The organism is Micromonospora lutea (assembly GCF_016863535.1).
Classification (GTDB): Bacteria; Actinomycetota; Actinomycetes; order Mycobacteriales; family Micromonosporaceae; genus Micromonospora; species Micromonospora lutea.
The window spans coordinates 481,505-504,930 of record NZ_BOPB01000002.1 but is presented as its reverse complement, the minus strand read 5'-3'; the positions used below and the strand labels follow the sequence as shown (position 1 = coordinate 504,930).

The 23,426-nt window shown below is 71.2% G+C and carries 23 protein-coding genes and 1 pseudogene; 4 read left to right on the top strand and 20 right to left on the bottom strand.

Translation table 11 applies throughout. The features are described from left to right. The 4 genes from Vlu01_RS03750 (at position 1) to Vlu01_RS03735 (ending at position 5,142) form a co-directional block, all read left to right on the top strand. Positions 1-1,518, top strand: a complete 1,518-nt coding sequence (locus Vlu01_RS03750) for a YifB family Mg chelatase-like AAA ATPase (RefSeq protein ID WP_203993399.1) — start codon at positions 1-3, stop codon at positions 1,516-1,518. Beyond that, positions 1,428-2,705, top strand: a complete 1,278-nt coding sequence (locus Vlu01_RS03745; protein WP_373307269.1) for a DNA-processing protein DprA — start codon at positions 1,428-1,430, stop codon at positions 2,703-2,705. Before Vlu01_RS03750 ends, Vlu01_RS03745 begins: the two co-directional genes overlap by 91 nt. 58 nt (positions 2,706-2,763) lie before the next feature. Beyond that, entirely contained in the window at positions 2,764-3,852 is a 1,089-nt protein-coding gene (locus Vlu01_RS03740) for a tyrosine recombinase XerC (RefSeq protein WP_203993640.1), read from the top strand. 108 nt (positions 3,853-3,960) lie between these two features. Further along, on the top strand, positions 3,961-5,142 hold the full coding sequence (locus tag Vlu01_RS03735) for an aminotransferase class V-fold PLP-dependent enzyme (RefSeq protein ID WP_203993392.1): 1,182 nt from the start codon (positions 3,961-3,963) through the stop codon (positions 5,140-5,142). On the opposite strand, the gene Vlu01_RS03730 is transcribed toward Vlu01_RS03735, so the two are convergent. The 20 genes and pseudogenes from Vlu01_RS03730 to Vlu01_RS03635 form a co-directional block, all read right to left on the bottom strand. Beyond that, positions 5,030-5,806, bottom strand: coding sequence for a M23 family metallopeptidase (locus Vlu01_RS03730; RefSeq protein ID WP_239095664.1), 777 nt, complete (start codon positions 5,804-5,806; stop codon positions 5,030-5,032). The two genes, Vlu01_RS03735 and Vlu01_RS03730, sit on opposite strands and share 113 nt — an antisense overlap. A gap of 335 nt (positions 5,807-6,141) precedes the next feature. Further along, positions 6,142-6,465, bottom strand: a complete 324-nt coding sequence (locus Vlu01_RS03725; RefSeq protein WP_007075222.1) for a DUF2469 domain-containing protein — start codon at positions 6,463-6,465, stop codon at positions 6,142-6,144. After that, positions 6,462-7,274, bottom strand: a complete 813-nt coding sequence (locus Vlu01_RS03720) for a ribonuclease HII (protein ID WP_203993390.1) — start codon at positions 7,272-7,274, stop codon at positions 6,462-6,464. The genes Vlu01_RS03725 and Vlu01_RS03720 overlap by 4 nt, the downstream gene beginning before the upstream one ends. After that, positions 7,268-7,756, bottom strand: a complete 489-nt coding sequence (locus Vlu01_RS03715; RefSeq protein ID WP_239095663.1) for an NUDIX hydrolase — start codon at positions 7,754-7,756, stop codon at positions 7,268-7,270. The genes Vlu01_RS03720 and Vlu01_RS03715 overlap by 7 nt, the downstream gene beginning before the upstream one ends. Before the next feature lie 100 nt (positions 7,757-7,856). Then, positions 7,857-8,492 (bottom strand): signal peptidase I, encoded by a 636-nt coding sequence (lepB, locus tag Vlu01_RS03710; protein WP_203993383.1) that lies wholly within the window; start codon positions 8,490-8,492, stop codon positions 7,857-7,859. Then, positions 8,489-9,373: a signal peptidase I gene (gene lepB, locus Vlu01_RS03705; RefSeq protein ID WP_203993356.1), complete on the bottom strand. Its 885-nt coding sequence runs from the start codon at positions 9,371-9,373 to the stop codon at positions 8,489-8,491. The genes lepB (Vlu01_RS03710) and lepB (Vlu01_RS03705) overlap by 4 nt, the downstream gene beginning before the upstream one ends. Positions 9,374-9,556: 183 nt before the next feature. Next, positions 9,557-9,913 (bottom strand): 50S ribosomal protein L19, encoded by a 357-nt coding sequence (gene rplS / locus Vlu01_RS03700; RefSeq protein WP_093401691.1) that lies wholly within the window; start codon positions 9,911-9,913, stop codon positions 9,557-9,559. Positions 9,914-10,058: 145 nt separating this feature from the next. After that, positions 10,059-10,832 carry a tRNA (guanosine(37)-N1)-methyltransferase TrmD gene (trmD, locus tag Vlu01_RS03695; protein ID WP_203993353.1) on the bottom strand — a complete coding sequence of 258 codons (774 nt, stop codon included), beginning with the start codon at positions 10,830-10,832 and terminating at the stop codon, positions 10,059-10,061. A gap of 17 nt (positions 10,833-10,849) precedes the next feature. Next, a complete protein-coding gene (gene rimM, locus Vlu01_RS03690; RefSeq protein WP_203993634.1) occupies positions 10,850-11,419 on the bottom strand; it encodes a ribosome maturation factor RimM in 570 nt (189 codons plus the stop codon). 2 nt (positions 11,420-11,421) lie between these two features. Continuing rightward, positions 11,422-11,682 carry an RNA-binding protein gene (locus tag Vlu01_RS03685; RefSeq protein ID WP_239095678.1) on the bottom strand — a complete coding sequence of 87 codons (261 nt, stop codon included), beginning with the start codon at positions 11,680-11,682 and terminating at the stop codon, positions 11,422-11,424. Then, entirely contained in the window at positions 11,657-12,118 is a 462-nt protein-coding gene (gene rpsP, locus Vlu01_RS03680; RefSeq protein WP_203993350.1) for a 30S ribosomal protein S16, read from the bottom strand. The genes Vlu01_RS03685 and rpsP overlap by 26 nt, the downstream gene beginning before the upstream one ends. Positions 12,119-12,367: 249 nt before the next feature. Beyond that, complete coding sequence (locus tag Vlu01_RS03675) at positions 12,368-13,015, bottom strand: ribonuclease FAU-1 family protein (protein ID WP_203993347.1); 648 nt, start codon at positions 13,013-13,015, stop codon at positions 12,368-12,370. A gap of 105 nt (positions 13,016-13,120) precedes the next feature. After that, positions 13,121-14,527 (bottom strand): proline--tRNA ligase, encoded by a 1,407-nt coding sequence (proS, locus tag Vlu01_RS03670; RefSeq protein WP_203993344.1) that lies wholly within the window; start codon positions 14,525-14,527, stop codon positions 13,121-13,123. 115 nt (positions 14,528-14,642) lie between these two features. After that, positions 14,643-15,731 carry an amidohydrolase family protein gene (locus Vlu01_RS03665; RefSeq protein ID WP_203993341.1) on the bottom strand — a complete coding sequence of 363 codons (1,089 nt, stop codon included), beginning with the start codon at positions 15,729-15,731 and terminating at the stop codon, positions 14,643-14,645. 18 nt (positions 15,732-15,749) lie between these two features. Continuing rightward, positions 15,750-16,337: a Uma2 family endonuclease gene (locus Vlu01_RS03660; RefSeq protein WP_203993327.1), complete on the bottom strand. Its 588-nt coding sequence runs from the start codon at positions 16,335-16,337 to the stop codon at positions 15,750-15,752. A gap of 66 nt (positions 16,338-16,403) precedes the next feature. Beyond that, positions 16,404-17,975, bottom strand: coding sequence for a signal recognition particle protein (ffh, locus tag Vlu01_RS03655; RefSeq protein WP_203993324.1), 1,572 nt, complete (start codon positions 17,973-17,975; stop codon positions 16,404-16,406). Positions 17,976-18,201: 226 nt separating this feature from the next. Then, positions 18,202-20,553 (bottom strand): annotated as a pseudogene (locus tag Vlu01_RS27900) (bifunctional uridylyltransferase/uridylyl-removing enzyme); the annotation flags it as partial. Between the two features lie 97 nt (positions 20,554-20,650). Then, complete coding sequence (locus Vlu01_RS03645) at positions 20,651-20,989, bottom strand: P-II family nitrogen regulator (RefSeq protein WP_196222491.1); 339 nt, start codon at positions 20,987-20,989, stop codon at positions 20,651-20,653. Between the two features lie 26 nt (positions 20,990-21,015). Further along, positions 21,016-22,278, bottom strand: a complete 1,263-nt coding sequence (locus Vlu01_RS03640; RefSeq protein ID WP_239095677.1) for an ammonium transporter — start codon at positions 22,276-22,278, stop codon at positions 21,016-21,018. A 281-nt stretch (positions 22,279-22,559) separates the two neighbouring features. Further along, positions 22,560-23,423 carry an aminoglycoside phosphotransferase family protein gene (locus Vlu01_RS03635; RefSeq protein WP_203993315.1) on the bottom strand — a complete coding sequence of 288 codons (864 nt, stop codon included), beginning with the start codon at positions 23,421-23,423 and terminating at the stop codon, positions 22,560-22,562. Positions 23,424-23,426 lie beyond the last annotated feature (3 nt).

Here is a 23,426-nt window from a genome sequence, read left to right as displayed (position 1 = left end):
ATGAGCTACGCGCGGGTGCTCTGTGTTGGGCTGGTCGGGGTGACCGGACATCTGGTGGAGGTGGAGGTGGATCTCGCTGCCGGGCTGCCCGGGGTGGTGATCTCCGGGTTGCCGGACACCACCCTGCATGAAGCGCGTGACCGGGTCCGGGCCGCGGTGGTCAACTCCGGCCAGCGGTGGCCGAACCGCCGGATCACCCTCAACCTGCTGCCGGCCACTCTGCCCAAGGTCGGTTCGGCGTTCGATCTGGCGATCGCGGTGGCGCTGCTGGGCGGATCCGGCGAGCTTCCGCTGCTGCCGCTGGACGGCGTCGCGGTCCTCGGGGAGTTGGGCCTGGACGGCACCGTGCGGCCGGTCCGAGGCGTACTGCCGATGGTCGCCGCGGCGGCGAAGGCCGGTATCCAACGGGTGATCGTGCCGGCGGGCAACACCGCCGAGGCGGCGGTCGTTCCCGGGCTGTTGGTACGCGGTGTGGACACCCTGCACCGGCTGGTCGCCTTCGTCCGCGACGGCACCCCGCTGATCGAACCGCCGGCCGACACTCCACCCCCGCCCACACCCGGCCCTGACCTGGCCGAGGTTGCCGGGCAGGGCCTGGGCCGGCGTGCCCTGGAGGTTGCCGCCGCCGGTGGGCACCACCTGGCGCTGATCGGGCCTCCGGGAGCGGGCAAGACGATGCTCGCCGAACGCCTTCCGTCGATCCTGCCGGAGTTGGACGACCAGGCCGCGCTGGAGGTTACCGCGCTGCACTCCATCGCCGGGTTGTTGCCACCGGGTGGCCGGTTGATCCGGCGGCCACCGTTCCAGGCACCGCATCACACCGCGACCGTTCCCTCCATCGTCGGCGGCGGGTCAGGGCTGGCCCGCCCCGGTGCGATCTCACTCGCGCACCGTGGGGTGCTGCTGATGGACGAAGCGCCCGAGTTCAGCAAGGCGGCGCTGGAGGCGTTGCGTCAGCCGTTGGAGCACGGCCGGGTGCTGCTGACCCGCAGCCGGGGCAGTGCCGAGTACCCTGCCCGTGCCCAACTGGTGCTCGCGGCCAATCCGTGCCCGTGTGCGAACCCGGCCGGCGACGACCGCTGTGAGTGTCCCCCACTGACCCGCCGTCGTTACCTGGGCCGGCTCTCCGGCCCACTGCTCGACCGGATCGATCTTCAGGTGCGGCTGGCACCGATGCGCGCGGCCGAGTTGATGGAGACCGGCAGTCAGGAGTCTTCGGCGGTGGTCGCCCGCCGGGTGGCGGCGGCACGGGCGGCAGCGGCTGCGCGGTGGGCACCGCTGGGTCGGCGGCTCAACGCCGAGATTCCTGGTCCGGACCTACGTCGGATGCCGTGGCGACTGCCCGGACGGGTGACCGTCGAGCTGCGGTCTCGGCTCGATTCCGGGTCGCTTTCCGCACGCGGCTTCGACCGGGTCATCCGACTCGCCTGGACGATCGCCGACCTGGACGGGCGGGCACGGCCGGACGCGGAGGACGTCGGCGAGGCCATCACGCTCAGGACGGGAGAGGGCACGTGAGCAGCCACGAGGAGTTGACCCTGGCACGGGTGGCGTTGACCTGGCTGGCCGAGCCGGGCACGCGGTCGGTGCACGGGTTGGTCGACGAGTTGGGTCCGGTGGGCGCGCTGGACCTGCTGCTGGACGGCGGAGCACCGCAGCAGGCGCTGCGCGAGTCCGTGGCGGCGCGCAATCGGGCCGGCGATGCCAGGGCGGTCGCCGCCGAGGCGTTGCACCGCGCTGACCGGCTCGGTGTCCGGGTCGTCATTCCTGGCGACGACGAGTGGCCCGGCACAGTGGAGCACCTGCGCACCCTCCGCCTGTCCGACGCGCGCCGCCGGGTGGACATCGAGACCGCGCCGCCGCTCTGCTTCTGGGTACGCGGGTCGTGGCCGCTGGCCGAGGCGCTGGACCGGTCGGTGGCGGTGGTGGGGGCGCGTGCCGCCACGGCGTACGGCACCCACATCGCCACGGATCTCGGCTACGGACTGGCGGACCGGGACTGGACGGTTGTCTCCGGCGGCGCGTTCGGCATCGACGCCGCCGCGCATCGTGGCGCGTTGAACGCCGGCGGGCGCACTGTCGCGGTGCTCGCCTGCGGTGTGGACCGCGCCTATCCGATGGGCAACGCGGCGCTGTTCGATCGGATCGGCGACACGGGTCTGCTGGTCAGCGAGTGGCCGCCGGGGGCGGAGCCGCTGCGTCCCCGGTTTCTCATCCGCAATCGGGTGATCGCGGCGGGCACCCGGGGCACCGTGCTGGTCGAGGCGGCGGCCCGTAGCGGCGCGACACAGACCACCCGACGCGCTCTCGCCCTGGGTCGCCCGGCGATGGTGGTTCCGGGTCCGGTCACCTCGGCGATGTCGGTCGGTGCGCACGAGGTGCTGCGGGAGCACTCGGAGGCGCGGCTGGTGACCGGCCTCGCACAGGTGCTGGAGGAGGTGGGTCGGATCGGCGAGTTGGCCCCGGTGCCGCGTGGGCCCGAACGGCCCACCGATCTGCTCGACGACGACGCCCGGTCGATCGTGGAGGTGATGCCGCGCCGCGGTCGGGTGGGTGTGGACGCTCTCGCCGCGCGTGCCGGCCTCGCCGTCCGCACGGTGTTGCGCAAATTGTCCCTGCTGGAGGAGCTGTCGCTGGTGGTACGCCGCGACGACGGCTATGCCCTGGCCAATCCGATCGATCGAGCCATCAGGGCGCCCGACTGAGCACACCGGCTGCTCGCCGCTTGGACGTCCCGATCGTAGGGTGGATCCCGTGGGCAGGATGGGGGCGCGGGAGCCGGTCGGCAACAGCACCCGGGCGATGCACGGCGCACTGCCGGCGCCGCTGCGGGAGGCGGTCGACGAGTTCGCGGGTTACCTTGCCTCGGTCCGTAACCGCTCGGCACACACGGTGCGGGCGTACGTGGCCGATCTGGTGTCGCTGTTGGACCATGCTCGGCGGATGGGCTGCACGGAGGTGGCCGAGCTGAGCCTCGACACGGTACGCAGCTGGCTGGCCCGGCATCGTACGACCGGGGCCGCCCGCACCTCACTGGCACGCCGGGCCGCCGCAGCCCGAACCTTCAGCGCCTGGGCGCACCGGACAGGTTTGCTGCCCACCGACGTCGCGGCCACGCTGGCCAGTCCTCGGCCGCGCCGGACGCTACCCACGGTGCTTCGTCCCGAGCAGGCGGCGCTGCTCGTCGAGGAACCCACCCGTCACCCGGCCACGCCGGCATCCGCTGCCTCGGCATCCGCTGCCTCGGCATCCGCCACCGAGTCGCCACGCAGCGAAGACGCACCCGGCACCGAGTCGCCACGCACCGAAGACGCACCCGGCACCAACGCCGCCGAGGACAACGGTACGGCCGTGCGGCTGCGCGACCGCCTGCTGCTCGAACTGCTCTACGGCACCGGGGTACGGGTCAGCGAGGCGTGCGGAATCGACACGGGAGACGTCGACCAGGCCCGGCGGGTCGTCCGGGTCCGAGGCAAGGGTGGACGGGAACGGACGGTGCCGTACGGACTGCCAGCGCAGCGCGCCCTCGATGACTGGCTGCGGCACGGGCGGCCGGTGCTGGCGGTCCCCGATTCGGGTCACGCGCTGCTGCTCGGTGCCCGGGGCGGCCGGCTGAATCCGACGACGGCCCGCCGGATCGTCAGTGACTACGCCGAGGCGGCCGGGCTACCCCGGACCAGTCCGCACGCGCTGCGCCATTCGGCCGCGACCCACCTGCTCGAAGGTGGGGCGGACCTGCGGGCGGTCCAGGAACTGCTGGGACATTCCTCGCTGGCCAGCACCCAGATCTACACGCATGTCTCGGTGGAGCGTCTCCGGGCCGCCTACCGCCAGGCCCACCCCCGCGCCTGACGGGCAGGCGGGATCGGGGGCAGGGGCGACGCCCACCAGCCGGCCCTTCCCGGTCCGTTCAGTATCGCGTAGGCCGGTCACGCCCGACCTGACGGTTACGATCATCAGGTGAGCGTCCCGCCACCGCCTGAGCCGATCACCGGTGCCCGCCTGCTCTTCTCTCTCGACCCGGCGGTCAGTCACCTCAACCACGGCTCGTTCGGGGCGGTACCGATCGTGGCGCAGCGGGCACAGCAACGGCTACGCGACGAGATGGAGGCCGACCCGCTGCGCTTCTTCACCCAGGGCCTGGCCGACCGGATCGCGCACACTCGGCGGCATCTGGCGGGTTTCCTCGGCGCCGATCCCGAGCACACCGCCCTGACCACGAACGCGACCACCGGTGCCGCGGTGGTGTTCCAGTCCCTGGGGCTCCGCTCCGGCGATGAGGTGCTCACCACCGACCACGGCTACGGCGCGGTCGACTACTCGATCCGTCGGGAGTGCCGCCGCACCGGGGCGACGCACCGGGTCTTGCCGGTGCCGTTGACCGCCACTCAGGAACAGGTGGTGCAGATCGTGCGGGACGGCCTGCGTCCCGGCCGTACCCGCCTGCTGGTGGTGGATCAGGTCACCTCGGCCACGGCCCGGCTGTTCCCGGTCGCCGCGATCGTCGGGGTCGCCAGGGAGCACGGCGTACCGGTGCTGGTCGATGCCGCGCACGCGCCGGGCATGCTGCCGGCGTCGGTACGCAGCATCGGAGCCGACTTCTGGGTGGGCAACCTGCACAAGTGGGGGTACGCCCCACGCGGCACCGCCGTACTCGTGGTGGCTCCGCCGTGGCGGGACCGGATCGAGCCGCTGGTGGTCTCCTGGGAACAGGACTCAGGCTTCCCCGCTCGGTTGGAGTGGCAGGGCACGTCGGACTACACGGCCTGGCTGAGCGCCCCTGCGGGTCTCTACACGCTGCGCAGTCTCGGCGTCGACCGGGTACGCGCGCACAACGCCGGACTGGCCGCGTACGGGCAACGGGTGGTGGGGGACGCGCTCGGCGTGCCACCGGCCGAGCTGCCCGACCCCGGCGGACCGACGGTCGCCATGCGGCTCATCCCGTTGCCGGCGGGCCTCGCCACGACCCTGGACGGTGCCCGGGCGCTGCAGACCCGGGTCGCCGAGCGGCTCGCCACCCAGGTCGCGATCATGGCTTGGGGCGGACGTGGGTGGTTGCGGCTGTGCGGGCAGGTCTACAACACGCCCGAGGAGTACCAGCGCCTCGCCGTCGGGTTGCCCGGCCTGCTCGCCCAGCGCTGAGCGGAGGCTTGTGGTCGCCGAGCGGCAGCAGTCGGGCGCGTCCCAGACCGAGCAGGGCCAACGGGTCGAGATAGTCGGACCCCTGACGCAGCCCCCAGTGCAGGCATGCGGCACCGGGACAGCCGGCATGCCCGGGCAGCAGGGAACCCAGGGGCGCCCCGGCCGGCACCAACGTGCCGATCGTGACGGCCGGTCGGACCGGTTCGTAGGTGGTCCGTAGGCCGTTGGCGTGCCCGACGGTGACCACCGGCCGGTTGACGACCATGCCGGCGAACAGGATCGTGCCGGCCCCGGCCGCCCGGATCGTGGTGGCGGCAGAGGCGCGTAGGTCCACCCCCCGATGACCGGCCAGCCACGGCCGGTGCGGTGGGTCGAACAGGCGTACCGGCTGCGGCACGCCGTCCACCGGCCACCGGAACGGTCCGGTGCTGCCGGCCTGCGGCGCGCCGCCGACCGGCCACCGTGCCGACCCGACGCCACCGGTGCCCGGTGTGCCACCCGCCTGCGGCGCGGAGGGCGGGAGCGACCCGCCACCCGGTGCGGCCGGAGCCGCCGCCCATCCGCCGGGGGTGGCCGGAGCGCGGGCGGCACCGCCCACCGGCCCGGCTGGTGTCAGCAGCAGTAGCGCGATGAGTCCGCCGAGTATCGACATCCGTGGTCGCATGACGTCGAGCCTGGTCCGGGTCACCGCTCTTCGCTGCCCCGAACCCTCCGCCTGTGGACGACCGAACGTCCTGTGGACAGTCCAGGCACGAACTGGATGATCTGCTATGGGGCCACTGCCACCCCGGGCACAGGACGTGGTCGCGACCGGTACGCCGGGCACCGCCAGTGCGATCGCCTGGCCCGTCAGCCGGAGAACCGGAGCAGCAACCGACAGCCGAAGACGGGCGGGCGACGGTGGCCGGCGGTGCATTGTGGAGGCGGTGATGCGGGCGACGACGCGGATGATCGCGGCGGGTGGGGATCCGCCGTCACCGCGCGTGGGCGGTGCGCTGGTCAGCCACCGAAGCCGGAGTCGGCAGGCAGGGAGATGTCGGGCTTCTCCAGTTCCTCGACGTTGACGTCCTTGAACGTCATCACCCGGACATTTTTGACGAATCGGGCGGGGCGGTACATGTCCCAGACCCAGGCGTCGTGCATCTCGACCTCGAAGTAGACCTCGCCGTCCGAGTTGCGGACGTGCAGGTCAACCTGGTTGGCCAGGTAGAACCGGCGCTCGGTCTCCACCACGTAGGAGAACTGACGGACGATGTCGCGGTACTCCCGGTAGAGCTGAAGCTCCATCTCAGTCTCGTACTTTTCGAGATCTTCCGCGCTCATCGCACTCCGCCTTCCATGACCACATCTTCCCCCACCGGCGCCGGAGGCCGAGGCTGCTCGCTCAACGCCACGCCGACGGTACCCCCTGCGGCGTCCGAGCGCTCCATCGGCTCTTCCCGGCTTGCGCCCAGTGGTCGCCGGGAGCGGGGTGGCCGGTTGTCGAGCCCGGAGACAGCGGCCACATTCACGTAGGAGAAGCGGTGCTCCCGGCATGGCCCACGCTCACGCAAGGCGGCGGTGTGCTCAGCGGTGATGTACCCCTTGTGCTCGGCGAACCCGTAGCCGGGATATTCGGCATCCAGATCCACCATGATCCGGTCCCGGGTGACCTTCGCCAGCACGCTCGCCGCCGCCACACAGGCGGCCACCCGGTCCCCCTTCCACACCGCGAGCCCGGGCACACCCATGCCATCGACGCCGAACCCGTCGGTCAACACATACTCGGGTCGGACCGTCAGCGAGGCCAGCGCCCGCCGCATCGCGGCCAGATTGCACACGTGCAGCCCCCGGGCGTCGACCTCGTCCGCCGGGATGACCACCACCGCGTACGCCATGGCCCGTTCGACGACCTCGTCGTGGACCCGTTCCCGGCTGGCCGGGGTCAGCAACTTGGAGTCGGCCAGCCCGTCGATCTCACCCCGTCGGCCCTCCGGCAGCACCACGGCGGCGGCGACCAGCGGCCCGGCGCAAGCACCACGGCCCGCCTCGTCGGCACCGGCGACGTATCGAAAACCGCGCCGTTGCAGGGCCCGCTCCAGGGCGTAGAGCCCGGCCTCACGGCGTACCACGGTGCGTGGTGGAGTCAGCATGCCCGTCCCCCGGTGGCAGCCGTCGTACCAGCCAACACCCGGGCCAGCACCTGTGCAAGGTCCAGTGGGTAGCAGCGCTCCCCGGTGCGGGTCAACTCGTCAACCGACCACCACCGGTGGCCGTCGACACTGCCCCGCTCCACCTCACTGAAACCCGCCGTGTCGACCTGGTGTGCCGTCACCCGCACGAGGAAGAACTGCTGCTCCTGCCGGTACCACACGCCGTCGAAGGAGAACTCCGTGACATCGGCGTGCACCGGTTCACCGACATCGGCCACCGACAGCCGCAGCCCGGTCTCCTCAGCCAGTTCGCGGACGGCACCCTCGGCGTACGTCTCCCCCGGGTCCAGTCCTCCACCCGGGGTGAACCACCACCGCCCGTGATCCGGGCGAGCGGGGTCGGAGCCACGGAACAGCAGCAGGCGGCCGGCCGCGTCGACCAGGAGGATGCGGGCGGCACACCTCGGGGTGTAGACGGTCACCGCACCAGACTGCCAGAAGCCTCCGACCGCGCCCACGCCCCGGCAGCACCGATGCTGCTCCGCAGTGGCGGGCGCTCGCCGACCGGTGCACCGCCCCTGATCAAGACTTCGGAATCGCGTCAAACTCATCCGGCACGGTCAGGAGGGTGGCACGGTCGAACGGCCAGAAGATCGTGAAGGCCCGGCCCACCACGTCCTTCTCGGGGATGGTGGCGGACTCGATGTTCTGCCCCGACTGCTGGTAGTGCTCCAGCGAGTCACCCGAGGCGGAACGGTGGTCACCCATCACCCAGAGCCGGCCCACGGGCACCTGCACGTCGAACTCCTGGTCCGCCGGCCTGTCCCGCTGACCGTCCACCGAGAAGATGTACGGCTCGTCCAGAGGCGTGCCGTTGATCATCAGGCGGTCCTGGTCGTCGCAGCAGACCACCCGGTCACCACCGACGCCGATCACCCGCTTGATGAAGTCCTCCCCCGCCGGGTTGCCACTCCACTCCAGCGGCGCCTTGAAGACGATCACCTCGCCCCGATGCGGCGACCGGGTGTGGTAAACGAGCTTGTTGACCAACACCCGATCGTCGATCTTGAGAGTGTTCTCCATGGACGGCGAAGGAATGAAGAAGGTCTGCAGTACGAAGGCGCGTACCAGTACCGCGACCAGGATCGCCACCCCGAGAAGGATGGGCAGTTCCTTCCAGAAGGAATGGCGTGGCTTGTCGGTCTGCTCGTCAATCACGGGAGGAGCCTACGTTGCTCGGCCGAGCGCCATCGTCTGGAACGCGCGAGAACGGATAGCGTGGTCGCAATCGGGAGAAGCAGGACGACACCTCCATCGGACGTGGGCCTTACCGGAGCCGCGCCGCCGGTCGCGGTGCGTGGTGGGGCGACGGTGGCGAAGGTCTCGGGGATCGGCAGCGAGTGCCACCGGTCGGAAGGCCAGACCACCGCGAAGGCCCGACCCACCACATTGTCGATCGGCACCGTGCCCTGGCAACGCGCGTCCTGCGAGACCTGTCGGTGGTCGCCGAGGACGAACATGTGACCGGGCGGAACGACGATCTCCTCGAACCGCCGGGAGCGGCACTCCTCCGGGTTCGGCGGGAGATCCAGCGGCGAGTCACGCAACACGTACGCCGACTCGTCCAGCGGGGTGCCGTTGACCAGCACCCGCCCCTGGTCGTCGCAGCAGCTCACCCGGTCCCCGGGCAACGCGATGACGCGTTTGATGAAGTCCTTCTCGCCCGGACGACCGACGCCGACCAGGTCACCCACGGTGCGGCCGAGCTTGTCGACGAAACCGGTGGGCGGTTGCACATCCACCTGTGGCACCCACGCGTCGGTGCCCCGGAAGACCACCACCTCGCCCCGCTGCGGATTCCGGACGTTGTAGACGACCTTGTTGACGACCACCCGGTCGCCGACGAGCAGGGTGTCCTCCATCGACCCGGAAGGGATGAAGAACGCCTGGAGGAGGAAGGTACGGATCAGCACCGCCAGGCAGAAGGCGACGACGAGCAGCAGTGGCAGCTCCTGCCAGAGCGGCATCTGCCGCTTACCGCGCCGAGCGCGCCGACGCCAGGGATCGGCTGCACCGCTGTCGTCAAGCGCCTGTACCACACCCACTCCCCGGTCCGCAGAAACGACTACCGCCCGGGATCCTCGTCGAGGTTCCCCGGGCGGTAGTGGAGGTCACCCGCCGCACGAGGCGGGTCACCGCCGCGCTGCGCCCGTACGACCAGAGTAGTGCTGACTGGCCGGTACGACATACGCGCAGTTCGGGCGGCGTGGCGCAGCGCGAGGTCAGCTCGGCTGCTTCTCGCGCAGCTCCTTGATCTTGGCCTTCTTGCCGCGCAGCTCACGCAGGTAGTAGAGCTTGGCACGGCGGACGTCGCCCCGAACCACGACCTCGATGCGGTCGATCGCCGGGCTGTTGATCGGGTAGGTCCGCTCGACGCCGACGCCGAAGCTCAGCTTGCGAACGGTGAAGGTCTCGCGCAGCCCAGCACCCTGGCGGCGGATGACGACGCCCTGGAAGATCTGGACCCGGGACCGGGCCCCCTCGACCACCCGGGCGTGCACCTTGACGGTGTCACCGGCACGGAAGTCGGGCAGGTCGGTGCGCTTCGACTGGGCGTCAAGGGCGTCCAGGATGTTCATCGCTGTGTCCTCGTGAGGCTCACGGCGCACCGTCACTCGGCGCGCGGATGGGTGATACTGATCCTCGGGTGGTGGCCGGCGGCAACCGACCCCGGTCGGGGATCCTCGCAGCCGCCTACGGGCGCAGACGACTGCGGCAACCCCCCTACTTTGCCACATCCGCTCCAGGCACCTGCAATCCGGCCCGATCCAACGCCGCCACGTCCCGTTTGTCCAGGCTCTGCGGGTCCAGGCCGGCGAGCATGTCCGGCCGGCGGCGACCCGTCCGGACCAGCGCCTCGTCGCGGCGCCAGCGGGCGATCCGGCCATGGTCGCCGGAGCGGAGCACCTCCGGCACCGGCAGTCCGCGCCAGGTCGCCGGCTTGGTGTACATCGGCGCTTCCAGCAGCCCGTGCGCGTGGGACTCCTCGGTCAACGAACCGGCGTTACCGAGCACTCCCGGCAGCAGCCGGGTCACCGCCTCCAGGATCACCAGCACCGCGACCTCACCGCCGAAGAGCACATAGTCACCGAGGCTGACCTCGGTGACCGGCATCCGCGTCGCCGCGTGGTCAAGGACCCGCTGGTCGATGCCCTCGTACCGGCCGCAGGCGAACAGCAGGTGCGGTTCGGCCGCCAACTCGTGGGCCAACGCCTGGGTGAAGGGCACGCCGGCCGGCGACGGCACCAACAGCCGTGGCGGGGGCAGTTCCGCGGGGGTGAGGGCGTCCAACGCCTCGCCCCACGGCTCGGGCCGCATCACCATGCCCGGTCCGCCGCCGTACGGGGTGTCATCGACGGTCCGATGCACGTCGTGGGTCCAGCCGCGCAGATCGTGTACGGCCAGCCGCAACGTCCCGTTGGCTCGGGCCCTGCCGATCAACGACAGGTCCAGCGGGGCGAAGTACTCCGGGAAGATCGACACGATGTCGACGCGCATCAGGGGTGCTCCGCCAGCTAGAGATCGAGCAGGCCGCCGGGCGGATCCACGACGACACGACCACCGGCGAGATCGACCTCGGGGACGATCTCCTTGACGAACGGGATCAACGCCGTACGCCCCTCGGGACGCCGCAGCACCAGCAGGTCGGAGGCGGGAGCATGGTCGATCCGGGCCACCTCGCCCAACCGCTCGCCGGTCGGGGTGACCACGGCCAACCCGACCAGTTGGTGGTCGTTGAACTCCTCCGGATCCTCCGGCGGCGCGACGTCGCCACTGTCCACCGCGAGCAGGGTGCCGCGCAGCGCCTCGGCGACATCGCGGTCCAGCACCCCGTCGAAGGCGACCAGCATCCGCCCCTGGTGCCAGCGAGCGGACTCGATGGTCAACTCGTCGGGCACCTGGAACGGCACACCGGCACCGTCCGGCGCGGGCTGGGCGGCGGGTGCCTTGGCGGCGTTCACCCCCGGCATGGTGGTCAGCACCATGCCGGGAGCGAATCGCGTCTCGGGCTCGTCGGTACGCACCTCCACGGTGACCTCACCACGGATGCCGTGCGGCTTCCCGATCCTGCCGACGATGAGCAGCATCAGTACGAGTCGACGATGTCGACGCGTACGCCGCGCCCACCGATGGAGCCGATCACCTGGCGCAGCGCCTTGGCGGTCCGGCCGGACCGCCCGATCACGGTGCCCAGGTCCTCGGGATGCACACGGACCTCCAGCCGCTTGCCCCGACGGGAGTCGACCATCCGGACGCGTACGTCCTCAGGGTGGTCGACGATGCCCTTGACCAGGTGCTCCAACGCCGGCCGCAGCGCCATGTCAGGCCTGCTCGCCGGAGTCCGCAGCGGGCTGCTCCTCGGCCTTCGGCGCCTGCTCGGCCTTCGGCGCCTCGGCGGCCTTGGCGGCCTTCTTCGCCGGCTTGGCCGGGGTGTCGGCCACCCCTGCGGCGGCCTTCGCCTCGGCCTCGTAGGCCGCCTTGCGGTCGGCCCGCTCGGGGGCGACCTTCAGCGGCGGCGGGGCCGGCAGGCCCTTGAACTTCTGCCAGTCACCGGTCAGCTCCAGCAGCCGCTGCACCGCCTCGCTGGGCTGGGCGCCGACGGACAGCCAGTACTGGACCCGCTCCGACTTCACCTCGATGACCGAAGGGTCTTCCTTCGGCTGGTAGATCCCGACGAACTCGATCGCCCGGCCGTCGCGCTTGGTGCGCGAGTCGGCGATGACGATGCGGTACTGCGGGTTGCGGATCTTGCCCATCCGCAGGAGCCGGATCTTTACGGCCACGGTTGTTTCGCTCCTGTTGCGATCTCACCGACCCGGTACGGGCGGTGTGCACGGGTGAGCGCCAACGGCACAGTGGGGTTGGGCCGGAGACCGCTCGGGTGGACTGGCAACGCGCCGGGTTAGAGGGCGCCGAACGCGTGCCGGATACCAGCCAGCCATTCTGCCAGATCGCCTCCGGAACGGTCACACCGCACCGGCCCGGGTCGCCCGAGGCGGCACATACGTGACGAAGAACACACCGACCGGGTGTCAGCGGACCGGGGGACGATCCCAGCCCTCGGGCAGGCGATCGGGCGCCGTCCAGTGCGGCGGCGGGGTGAAGTCGCACCAGGTGCCGTCGAAGGGGAAGACCCCGGCCTCGGCCAGCGCGATCACCCGTTTGCCCTCGGTACGCACCGCCGCCTCATCGGTCACCCAGTAGTGCTCCGGGAAGGCCAGCCGCTCGGCGAACTCGTCCTCGTCCTTCCACTCCCAGCTACGGTCCGGGCGGACCCAGACGTCGAGATCCTGGTCGACGATGTCGACGCCGGCCGGTCCACCGTCCTCCCAGCGGACGCCGGGTTCCTCCAGGTTGACGTACCAGCCGGCGAAGCGACCCCGCGCGTCACGGAACCACCAGACGGAGTGGGCCGCGCCGGCCGGCAGAAACTTCAACAGCGGCGGACCGTTCCAGTGGCCCTGCGCCAACCGGTAGGTCGGGGTCAGCCACTCCCGGAAGGGCACCGCCCGCATGCCCAGCCCGGCCTCGTTGACCTCGCCGGCCACCGGCGTGCCCTCGGCCACCCAGAGCAGCAGCCCCCGCTCGTCGTCGCTGACCACCCGGGCGGGCCGGACCCAGCCGATCCGCCCCCGCCGCACGTTGCGGTGCACCACCAGCCGCCCCGGCTCGAACCTCACAGCCTCGACCCTACCCATCCCGAGCGGCAGCACCCGCGCCGGCGAACTGTTAGGAAGGGGCCCTTCCTCTACCGGAGGCGTTAACAGGGTGCCCTTGCTTACACCTCAGTAGGCGCGGGCGAGGATGGCGACGAGGTCGGGCTCGTCCTCGGTGTCGGGGACGGAGCCGTCGGCGCGGAGCAGGCAGCGCACCGTGACGCCCTGCCCGTTGGCCTTCGCCTCGCCGTCGACGCCGACGACGGACCAGGGCACCCGGGCCCAGCCGGTGGCCGCCGCTTCCAGCGCCTCGTCGAGGGTGGCCACGTCGACCGTGCGCGAGTCCCGGAAGGCGAGCGCCTGGTCGTGCAGCGCTCGCTGGTCGTCGTCGAGGGCGGCAAGCACCGCACCGACCACGTCCGCCACCGGCGTGGGCGACTTCGAGCCGTCCGTACGGCGGACCACCACCGCGTTGCCGGCGGCCAGATCGCGGGGACCGACCTCGACGCGTACCGGATAACCGCGGAGTTCGGCGTCGACGGCCCGGCGGCCGAACGGGGTGTCGGTGCGGTCGTCGAGGGTGACCCGGACGCCGGCGTCACGCAGCGCGTCGCGCAGCTTGGCCGCCGCCTCGGTGACCCCGTCACCGTCCTTGACCACCATGACGTACGCCTGGGTCGGCGCCAGCCTCGGCGGCACCCGCAGCCCGTTGTCGTCGCCGTGGCACATGATCAGGCCGCCGAGCATCCGGGTGGAGGTGCCCCAGGAGGTCGTCCAGGCGTGCTCCCGGCCGCCCTCGGCCGAGGAGTAGCTGATGTCGAAGGCCTTGGCGAAGTTCTGACCCAGTTCGTGGCTGGTGCCGAGCTGGAGCGCCTTGCCGTCGCCCATCATGCCTTCGCAGGTGTAGGTGGCGGTCGCCCCGGCGAAGCGCTCACGGGCGGTCTTGAGCCCGACCACCACCGGGATGCCGAGCACGTTGACCATCAGGTCCTCGTACGCCTCGTGCAGGATCTTGCGGGCGTAGGCGCGGGCGTCTTCCCGGGTGGCGTGCGCGGTGTGCCCCTCCTGCCAGAGGAACTCGCTGGTCCGCAGGAACACCCGGGGGCGCAGCTCCCAGCGGACCACGTTGGCCCACTGGTTGAGCAGCAGCGGCAGGTCCCGGTACGAGTCGATCCACTTGGCCATGAACTCGCCGATGACCGTCTCGCTGGTGGGCCGGACCACGACCGGTTCGGCCAGCTGCTTGCCGCCACCGTGGGTGACCACGGCCAGCTCGGGCGAGAAGCCCTCGACGTGCTCGGCCTCGCGCTTGAGGTAGCTCTCGGGGATGAACAGCGGAAAGTACGCGTTCTCCGCACCGGCGGCCTTGATCCGGTCGTCCATCTCGGCCTGCATGCGCTCCCAGATCGCATAACCGGCCGGTCGGATCACCATGGTCCCTCGCACCGGCCCGTTGTCGGCCAGCTTCGCCTTGGCGATCAGATCCTGGTACCAGCGAGGAAAGTCCTCAGCCCGGGGAGTAAGCACACGCGCCATGACCGCACATCCTATGCGTCCCCCCAACCCCCCGTTCTCTCCCCCGCCCACCTCACACCGTTGATCATGAGGTTGTTGGCGCTCCCTCGGCGTGTCGCAGACAACAACCTCATGATCAGCGCGGCTGTGGGAGGGGGTGGCCGCGGAGGATCAGGTGGGTGGGGGTGCGCAGGGCGTTGAGGTCTGCGCGGGGGTCGTCGGGGTAGATGGAGAGGTCGGCCAGGCCACCTTCGACCAGGCCGGGGAGGCCCAGCCAGGCCCGGGCGCCCCAGGAGGCGGCGGCGAGGACGTCCAGGGTGGACATGCCGGCCTGCTCGTGCAGCAGGAGCATTTCCTCGACGGCGAGGCCGTGGTCGATGCCACCGCCGGCGTCGGTGCCGACGTAGATCGGCACACCGGCCTCGTACGCGGCCCGCACCACCTGCGGGAAGCGGTCCCGCAGGGCGAGCATGTGCTCGGCGTACCCGGGGAACTTCGCCCGCGCCTGGTCGGCGATACCGCCAAAGGTACCGACATTGATCATCGTCGGGATCAGCGCGGTGCCCTGCCGGGCCATCAGGTCGATCAGGTCGAAACTGAGCCCGGTGCCGTGCTCGACCGAGTCCACCCCGGCGCGCACCATGATCTCCACGGCCGACTCGCTGAAGGTGTGCACGGCGGCGCGTACTCCGGCGGCATGCGCGGCGGCCACCGCGGCGGTCATCGTGTCGGCGTCCCAGGCCGGCGCCAGGTCACCGACGCCCCGGTCGATCCAGTCGCCAACCAGCTTCACCCAGCCGTTTCCGGCGGCGGCCTGTTCCGCCACGGTCGCGGCCACCTCGGCGGCGCCGACCTCCACGCCGATGTCACGCAGGTACCGCTTGGGCGGTGCGATGTGCCGCCCGGCGCGGATCAGACGGGGCAGGCCGGGCTCGTCGTCGAGTTCCGGGTACGGGAAGGGCGAGCCGGCGTCCCGGATGGCCAGCACACCCGCGTCCCGGTCAATCCGAGCCAGGGCGCGGGCCTGATCCAGCGAGGTGATCGGTGCGCCGCCCCGGGCGATGCCGATGTGGCAGTGCGCGTCCACCAGGCCGGGCAGGATGAAGCCGCCGTCGGCGATCGTCTCCGCGCCGGGCACCGGTTCGAAGGTGACCTGGTCGCCGACCAGCCACAGGTCGCGTACCTCGTCGTCGGGCAGGAGCACACCACGCACATGCAGAGCCATGCGCACAGTCCTACCCGATCACTCCCCGTCGCGGGCGAGAAGCCCCGCTCGCCGCGCGGTCAACGCGGGCAGATCCACCGACACCTTCCAGGGCCGCTCGGTGACGAAGAGGTCCTCGGTGTGGCTGGCGACCTCGTAGTCTCCCGACGGGCCGAGGGCGTACTCGGTAAGCGTCATCTTCTCGTGCAGCGGGTCGACCACCCAGTACGACCGGACCCCGGCGTGGGCGTAGACCTTGGCCTTGTCGTACAGGTCGCGGAAGGTCGAGGTGGGTGAGATGACCTCGACGGCGAGCAGCGCGTCCTCCACCGGGACGGGCGAGCGGTTCGCGTGCTCCCGGCGGATGGCGACCACGTCGGGGCGGGGTTCGTTGCGCCGGTCGATCCGCATCGACAGGTCGATGCTGACCAGGTACTCGGATGGGCAGTTGACTCTGAGCGCGAGCAGCAGTTCGACACAGAGGTCCTGATGCAGGGCGGTCGGCGACGGCACGATCAACCTTCCGTTGACCAGTTCGTACGGAAGGTCCTCCGGCAGCTCTCCGAGGTCGTCGACCGTCCATTCCGAGCGCTCGGGTGGGATGGGCAGCATGGGGGCCACGGTCATGACTCCTCCTTACCGGGGCAACATCACCCTAGGAGCTGATGACGTCACCCGCCGTCACCGACACGCTCAGCGGGGCGGCTTGCCGTCCTTGCCGAACTTGTTGAAGTCGATCTTTGGCAGCTTGAAGCCGGGCGGCAGGCCCTGACCGGCGGCCAGATCGTCGGGGTTCATGCCCGGTGGCAACTGCGGCATCCCACCCGGGAAGCCGCCCGGCAGCCCGCCCTGCACGCCTCGGGTACCGGCGCCGCTGCGCGGCCGGTTGCCGCCCTTGGTGCCCTTGCGCTTGTTCTTCGGCGACTTGGTCGCCTTGCGCCGGCCGGCGCCGGGCAGACCCATCATGCCGCCCATCTGCTTCATCATCTTCTGCGCGTCGGTGAAGCGGTTGAGCAGCTGGTTGACGTCCATCACGGTCACCCCGGAGCCGTTGGCGATCCGAGCCCGCCGGGAGCCGTTGATGATCTTCGGGTTGGTGCGCTCGGCCGGGGTCATGGAGCGGATGATCGCGGTGATCCGGTCGAAGTGCTTGTCGTCCAGCTCGGCGAGCTGGTCTTTCACCTGCCCCATGCCCGGCATCATCGCCAGCACGTTGGCGATCGGGCCCATCCGGCGTACCGCGATGAGCTGGTCGAGGAAGTCCTCCAGGGTGAACTGCTCGCCACCCACCAGCTTGGCGGTCATCTTCTCCTTCTGATCGGTGTCGAAGGCCGCCTCGGCCTGCTCGATCAGAGTGAGAACGTCGCCCATGCCGAGAATCCGGCTGGCCATCCGGTCGGGGTGGAAGACGTCGAAGTCCTCCAGCTTCTCGCCGGTGGAGGCGAACAGGATCGGCTGCCCGGTGACCTCACGCACCGACAGCGCGGCACCACCACGGGCGTCGCCGTCGAGTTTGGCGAGAACCACGCCGGTGATGCCGACCCCGTCGCGGAACGCCTCGGCCGTCCGCACCGCATCCTGACCGACCATCGCGTCGATGACGAAGATGACCTCGTCGGGGTCGACCGCGTCACGGATGTCGGCGGCCTGCTGCATCATCTCCGCGTCGACACCGAGCCGGCCGGCGGTGTCGACGATGACGACGTCCCGGGCGGCCCGGCGGGCGTGCTCGATGGAGGACTTCGCCACCTGCACCGGATTGCCGACACCGTTGCCGGGCTCTGGGGCGTACACCTCGACACCGGCGCGGCCACCGAGGACCTGGAGCTGCCCGACGGCGTTGGGGCGTTGCAGGTCGGCGGCGACCAGCAGCGGCTGGTGGCCCTGGGCCTTGAGCCAGCGGGCCAGCTTGCCGGCGAGTGTGGTCTTACCGGAGCCCTGGAGGCCGGCGAGCATGATCACGGTGGGCGGCTGCTTGGCGAACTGGAGCCGCCGTCCCTCGCCGCCCAGCACGGCGACCAGTTCCTCGTTGACGATCTTGATGATCTGCTGGGCCGGGTTGAGTGCCTGGGAGACCTCTGCGCCGCGCGCCCGCTCCTTGACGTTAGCGATGAAGCCCTTGACCACTGGCAGCGCGACGTCCGCCTCCAGCAGCGCGAGGCGGATTTCACGCGCGGTGGCGTCGATGTCGGCGTCGGTGAGACGTCCCTTGCCGCGGAGCTTGGTGAAGATCCCGGAGAGGCGGTCACTCAAGGTGTCAAACACGCGAACATCCCGTTTGTCAGTGTTCCGGCGAGCACGAACGAGGCCGGGAGAGCTGTCCGACCAACGCTAGGGTAGCCCGCCACCCACACCTGCGCTCCCGGCCGGGCGGCCCCCGCCGCCGTTCCCACCCGGCCACCTCCGGCAACCCGGCGGCGACGCGTGCGGCAACGCGCGGCGTTAGGAAGGGGCCCTTCCTATGCAGCAGGCGTTAAGAAGGTGCCCTTCCTTACACCGCGGCGAGGACGGCGGCTTCCAGGCGGGCGCGTTCGTTGGCTGGCGGCCAGCCGCCGACCAGGTAGAAGGCGTCGACCACGTCGCCGCCGAGCGTGGCGATCCGGGCCGCCCGGACCTGGGCGCCGGCCGCGTCCAGCGCACTGGTCACCCGATAGAGCAGGCCGGCGGCGTCGGCGGCGCGCAGTTCCAGCAGCACCGCGTCGGTGGCGGCGTCCCGGTGCCAGACCACCCGCGGTCGGGCCCCGGCCCCCCGTCCGGCCAGGGCCCGACCGCGCAGCCGCTGAATCACCGACACGTCGCCGCGCACCGCGCGGCGCAGGTCCGCGCTCAACGCCACCGGATCCGGGGCCAGGCCGTAGCGCGGCTGCACCCGGCACTGCACCAACGCCCGCCCGTCGACGGTCGAGGCGTCGGCGGCGAGCACCTCCAGCCGGTGCAGGGCGAGGCAGCCGGCCACCGTGGCGAGCAGGCCACGCCGGTCCGCCGCGGCCACCGCCACCCGGTCCCCGGTCAGGTGTACGACCGGCAGTGGCCCGGCCACCAGCGTCGGGTCCGGTGCCGGCGGGGCGGGGACGTCTCCCGTGTCGAGGGTGGTGCGCACCCGGGCGACCAGCTCGGCGACCAGTCGGCCCTTCCAGTCCGACCAGGCAGCCGGGCCGGTGGCGGCGGCATCGGCGCGTACCAGCGCGTAGAGCAGGTCGAGGGTGGTCGCGTCGCCTACCGACTCGGCCACCCGGGCGATGGTGACCGGGTCGGACAGATCCCGCCGGGTGGCCACCTCGGGCAGCACCAGGTGCAGCCGGACCAGCTTGCCGATCAGCGTGGCCTCGGCCGCCGGCAGGCCGATCCGGGTCGCGATGCCCTCGGCGAGCGGTGCGCCGACCACGCTGTGATCACCCGGGAGCCCCTTGCCGACGTCGTGCAGCAGCGCGCCGAGCAGTAGCAGGTCGGGGCGATCCACGTCGCGCGTGTGCCGGCTGGCCTCGGCGGCCGTCTGCACCAGGTGCCGGTCCAGGGTGAACCGGTGCACCGGGTTGTGCTGGGGCAGGCTGCGCAGGCGGGTCCACTCCGGCAACCAACCGTCGATGAGTCCGTACCGGTCGCAGGTCTCCCAGGCCGGGATGATGCCGGCACCGGCGCCCAGCAGCGTGGTCAGGGCGGCGCGGGCCTCGGCCGGCCAGGGCGTCGGCAGCGGCGGACAGTACGCGGCCAGCCACTCGCAGGTGGCTCGGGCTATCGGCAGCCCGGTGGTCGCCGCGGCGGCGGCCATCCGCAGCGAGAGGCTGGCGTCGGGGCGGGCGCCGATGGCGGTGCGGGCCAGCACCAGTTCGCCGTCGTGTTCGACCACGTCCCGGGCGACCGGTCGGCGCAGTGGCCTTCCGTCGGCACCCCGACGGCGACCGGAGCGCAGCCGGTCGGCGGCGCGGAAGGCGTCGTCCAGGGCGTGGCTGATGGTCCGGGCGTCGCCGGCGACCCGGCGCAGCAGGGTGTCACCGTCGCCGTCCTCGGCGTGCGGCGCATCCGGTCGCCGTGGCCGAGGCGGCTCGACCTCAACGCCGCCGGCAGCGGCCTGCCCCGTCGCGGCGTCCGCACCGGCGGCAGCGGCCTCCCGGGTCGCAGCAGCCGGCGGGACCTCCTCGCGGGTGGAGCCGCCGGGAGTGACCCGGCGCAGGTCGAGCAGGGCGGCGACCCCGTCGCGTTCCTGGGCGAGCAGCCGGTCGATCCGTCGGCCGACCTGCTGGTGCAATGCGTCGCGGGTGTCCAGCAGCCGCCGGTGCGCCGCGTGCACGGCGGGTCGTAGCGCGTCGGTGATCCCGGCGGCGGCGACGGCCCGCAGGATGCCCACGTCGCGCAGGCCCCCGGCCGCCTCCTTGAGGTCGCCCTCCAGGAGGTGGGCCAGTTCGCCGTGGGCGTGCCAGCGGGCGGCGGTGCTCTCCCGCAGCGGCGCGAGCTGACGGACGGCGGTGCGCCGCCAGTGGTCGGTCGCGCTGCTCACCAGCGTGTCAGCGAGTTCCGGGTCACCGGCGACGAGCCGGGCGTCAAGCAGCCCGAGAGCCACCTTCACGTCGTCCTGGGCGACCGACAGCGCCTCGGAGACAGTACGGACCGAGTGGTCCAGCCGCAGCCCGGCGTCCCAGATCGGGTACCAGAGGGCGGCAGCGAGTTCGTCGACGCCGGGCACCCCGGCGTGCACCAGCACCAGGTCGAGATCGCCGTAGGGGGCGCACTGCCGCCGGCCCAGTCCGCCGACCGCGAGCAGCGCGACACCGGACCGGGCCGGCAGCAACCGGGCCAGCCAGGCGTCGTACGCGTCGGCTCGGGCCCGACGCGCCGCCGCGCCGATCCCGGCCGGTACGCCGACGACCTCGTTGACCAGGAGTTCAGCGCTACTGGGTGGTTCCGAGGCTGTCCTGCTGGTCAACGAGGTCATCGATCTCGTCCTACAGTGCGTCCAGGCCGCGTTCGCCGGTACGGACCCGGACGACCTCCTCGACGGCAGTCACCCAGACCTTCCCGTCACCGATCTTGCCCGTCCGGGCGGCCGCCACGACGGCGTCGACGATCTTCTCGACGTCGATCTCGTCGGTGAGCACCTCCACCCGGATCTTGGGCAGGAACTCGACGGTGTACTCGGCGCCTCGGTAGACCTCGGTGTGGCCCTTCTGCCGTCCGTAGCCCTGAACCTCGCTCACCGTCAACCCGGCCACGCCCAGCGTGTGCAGAGCCTCCTTGACGGCGTCCAATTGGTGCGGCTTGATGACCGCGGTCACCAGCTTCATGTCCAAGCCCTCCATTCGCAGGTACGTTAGCCGGCGACCTTTTCGCTTACCGGTTCGGTGGGCTCGGGCTTCGGCACGGCCGAGGCACCGATGCCCGCGGCGGCGAACGCGCCACCGCCACCACCCGTGGAGCTAAACTCGTACGCGCTCTCCGCGTGCTCGGCGTTGTCGATGCCCTCGACCTCGGCATCGGCGCTGAGCCGGAAGCCGATGGTCTTCTCGATCGCGAACCCGATGACGTACGCCACCACGAACGAGTAGACCAGTACCGCGATCACACCGACCGCCTGAAGACCCAGCAACTTGATGCCGCCGCCGTAGAACAGACCGGCGTTGCCCTCACCGGCCAGCACCTCGATGGCGAGGAAGCCGATGAGCAGCGAGCCGATGATGCCGCCGACCATGTGCACGGCGACCACGTCGAGCGAGTCGTCGTACTTGAGCTTGTACTTCAGGCCGACCGCGAGCGCGCAGATCGCGCCGGCGACCAGGCCGAGGGCGATGGCGCCCAGTGGTTCCAGGAACGCACAGGCGGGGGTGATGCCGACCAGACCGGCGACCGCGCCGGAGGCCGCACCCAGGGTGGTCGGCTTGCCGTCACGGAGCCACTCGACCACGATCCAGCCGAGCACCGCGGCGGCGGTGGCGACCTGGGTGTTGATCAGCGAGACGGCGGCGGCGCCGTTGGCCGCACCGGCGGAACCGGCGTTGAAGCCGAACCAGCCGAACCACAGCAGGCCCGCGCCGAGCAGCACCATCGGCAGGTTGTGCGGCTTGAACTTGTCCTTCGGCCAGCCCACCCGCTTACCGAGGACGAGCGCCAGGGCGAGCGCGGCGGCACCGGCGTTGATGTGCACCGCCGTACCACCGGCGAAGTCGAGCACGCCGAGCTCCATGATCCAGCCGCCGCCCCAGACCCAGTGCGCGACCGGGAAGTAGACCAGGGTGGCCCACAGGCCGGCGAAGAGCAGCCACGGGCCGAACTTCGCCCGGTCGGCGATCGCGCCGCTGATCAGGGCGACGGTGATCACCGCGAACATCAACTGGAAGCCGGCGAAGAGCAGGTCGGGGATGCCGCCCTCGGTGCCACTTTCCAACATGCCGCGCAGACCGGCGGCGGAGAGATCACCGGTGATCCCGCCGATGTCCTCGCCGAATGCGATGCTGTAGCCGTAGAACACCCACAACAGGCTGACCAGGCCGATCGCTCCGAAGCTCATCATCATCATGTTGAGCACGGACTTGGACCGGGTCATGCCCCCATAGAACAGCGCCAGGCCGGGCGTCATGAGCAACACCAGCGCGGCAGAAGTCAAAATCCAGGCGGTGGCACCAGAATCTAGCTCCGGCACGCTGCCTCCTCTCGGGTTGTGTTCCCTCCCTCCCGGCACCGCGCACCATCGCCCGTACGCCGGTTGCGCGGAAGCCTGGTCGTCCGCTGTTTCGCACAGGGGCCCAGGCTGGTTTCCGGACAGTGACAGCTTGTTTCGGACGTGTGAAGAAAACCGCACACCTCGGCGCTTCGACGGAGGTGGATCGGCCGTTCGGTGCCGACCCGTCCCCCGACAGCTCAACGAAGGGCGTACTCCAGGGCGTGCCGCTCGTAATCGAGCAACCGCAGATCCCGCATCGGCCGACGCAGGTGTCCCTTGTGCACGATCCGGACGAACGCCGGCTCTCCCGCCGCGGCCATCCGGCGGATGCCCTCCACGTGGTCGACGATCCGCTTGCGGATGGTGCGGATCAACCGGTGCCGGTCACGCGGAATGAGCCCGTACGCGTCGGCGAAGAGCCGCAGCCTTCGGGGCCGGTCAGGGCGCTTCCAGCCGAGCGTGATGGAGTCCCGGTCGGAGAAGATCGGTACCCAGGTCCAGGCCGCGTACGCCACGTCGTAGATACGGGCGCCGGGCGAGGCCAGATCGAAGTCGATCAGCCCGAGCGTGCCGTCCGGCCGCCAGATCACGTTGTGCGGTGCCGCATCGTGATGACAGATGACCTCGGTGTCCGGCGGTGGCGGGCCGAACGAGCGCCACACCGCCTGCGGCGGCGGCACGAAACCGTACTGGGCGTCGTGGAACATGCGCAGCATGGTGGCGACGGTGACCAGGGCCTCGTCGGTGACCCAGTGCGGGGCCAGCGGATACTCCCCGCACTCCCCCTCCAGGTACGACAGCACCTCCCGGTTGCGCTCGTCCATGCCGAGGGCCCGGGGCGCACCGGTGAACCCGACGTACTCCAGGTGACGCAGCAGGGCGTGCACCGACGGGGTCCACGGCCCGGCGTTGCGCCGCACCGTGTCACCGACCCGCACCACGGTGCTCACGTTTCCGCCGTGCAGCGGGATCTCCTGCGAAGTCACGTACGGTCTCCCGAGGCGCTGCGACGGGTAGCTCGGATCCCGCCAGCCCGCGTACGCCCGATCGTCTCTGGTCACCCG

Excerpts from the sequence above, each read along its gene's own strand:
- Vlu01_RS03640 (WP_239095677.1), bottom strand. The coding sequence starts at position 22,278 with ATGACGCCCGGCCTGGCGCTGTTCTATGGGGGCATGACCCGGTCCAAG.
- Vlu01_RS03665 (WP_203993341.1), bottom strand. The coding sequence starts at position 15,731 with ATGGCTCTGCATGTGCGTGGTGTGCTCCTGCCCGACGACGAGGTACGC.
- Vlu01_RS03645 (WP_196222491.1), bottom strand. The coding sequence starts at position 20,989 with ATGAAGCTGGTGACCGCGGTCATCAAGCCGCACCAATTGGACGCCGTC.
- Vlu01_RS03660 (WP_203993327.1), bottom strand. The coding sequence starts at position 16,337 with ATGACCGTGGCCCCCATGCTGCCCATCCCACCCGAGCGCTCGGAATGG.
- rplS (WP_093401691.1), bottom strand. The coding sequence starts at position 9,913 with ATGAACATCCTGGACGCCCTTGACGCCCAGTCGAAGCGCACCGACCTG.
- Vlu01_RS03750 (WP_203993399.1), top strand. The coding sequence starts at position 1 with ATGAGCTACGCGCGGGTGCTCTGTGTTGGGCTGGTCGGGGTGACCGGA.
- Vlu01_RS03730 (WP_239095664.1), bottom strand. The coding sequence starts at position 5,806 with ATGCGACCACGGATGTCGATACTCGGCGGACTCATCGCGCTACTGCTG.
- Vlu01_RS03725 (WP_007075222.1), bottom strand. The coding sequence starts at position 6,465 with ATGAGCGCGGAAGATCTCGAAAAGTACGAGACTGAGATGGAGCTTCAG.
- proS (WP_203993344.1), bottom strand. The coding sequence starts at position 14,527 with ATGGCGCGTGTGCTTACTCCCCGGGCTGAGGACTTTCCTCGCTGGTAC.
- Vlu01_RS03740 (WP_203993640.1), top strand. The coding sequence starts at position 2,764 with ATGGGGGCGCGGGAGCCGGTCGGCAACAGCACCCGGGCGATGCACGGC.
- Vlu01_RS03720 (WP_203993390.1), bottom strand. The coding sequence starts at position 7,274 with ATGCTGACTCCACCACGCACCGTGGTACGCCGTGAGGCCGGGCTCTAC.
- trmD (WP_203993353.1), bottom strand. The coding sequence starts at position 10,832 with ATGCGCGTCGACATCGTGTCGATCTTCCCGGAGTACTTCGCCCCGCTG.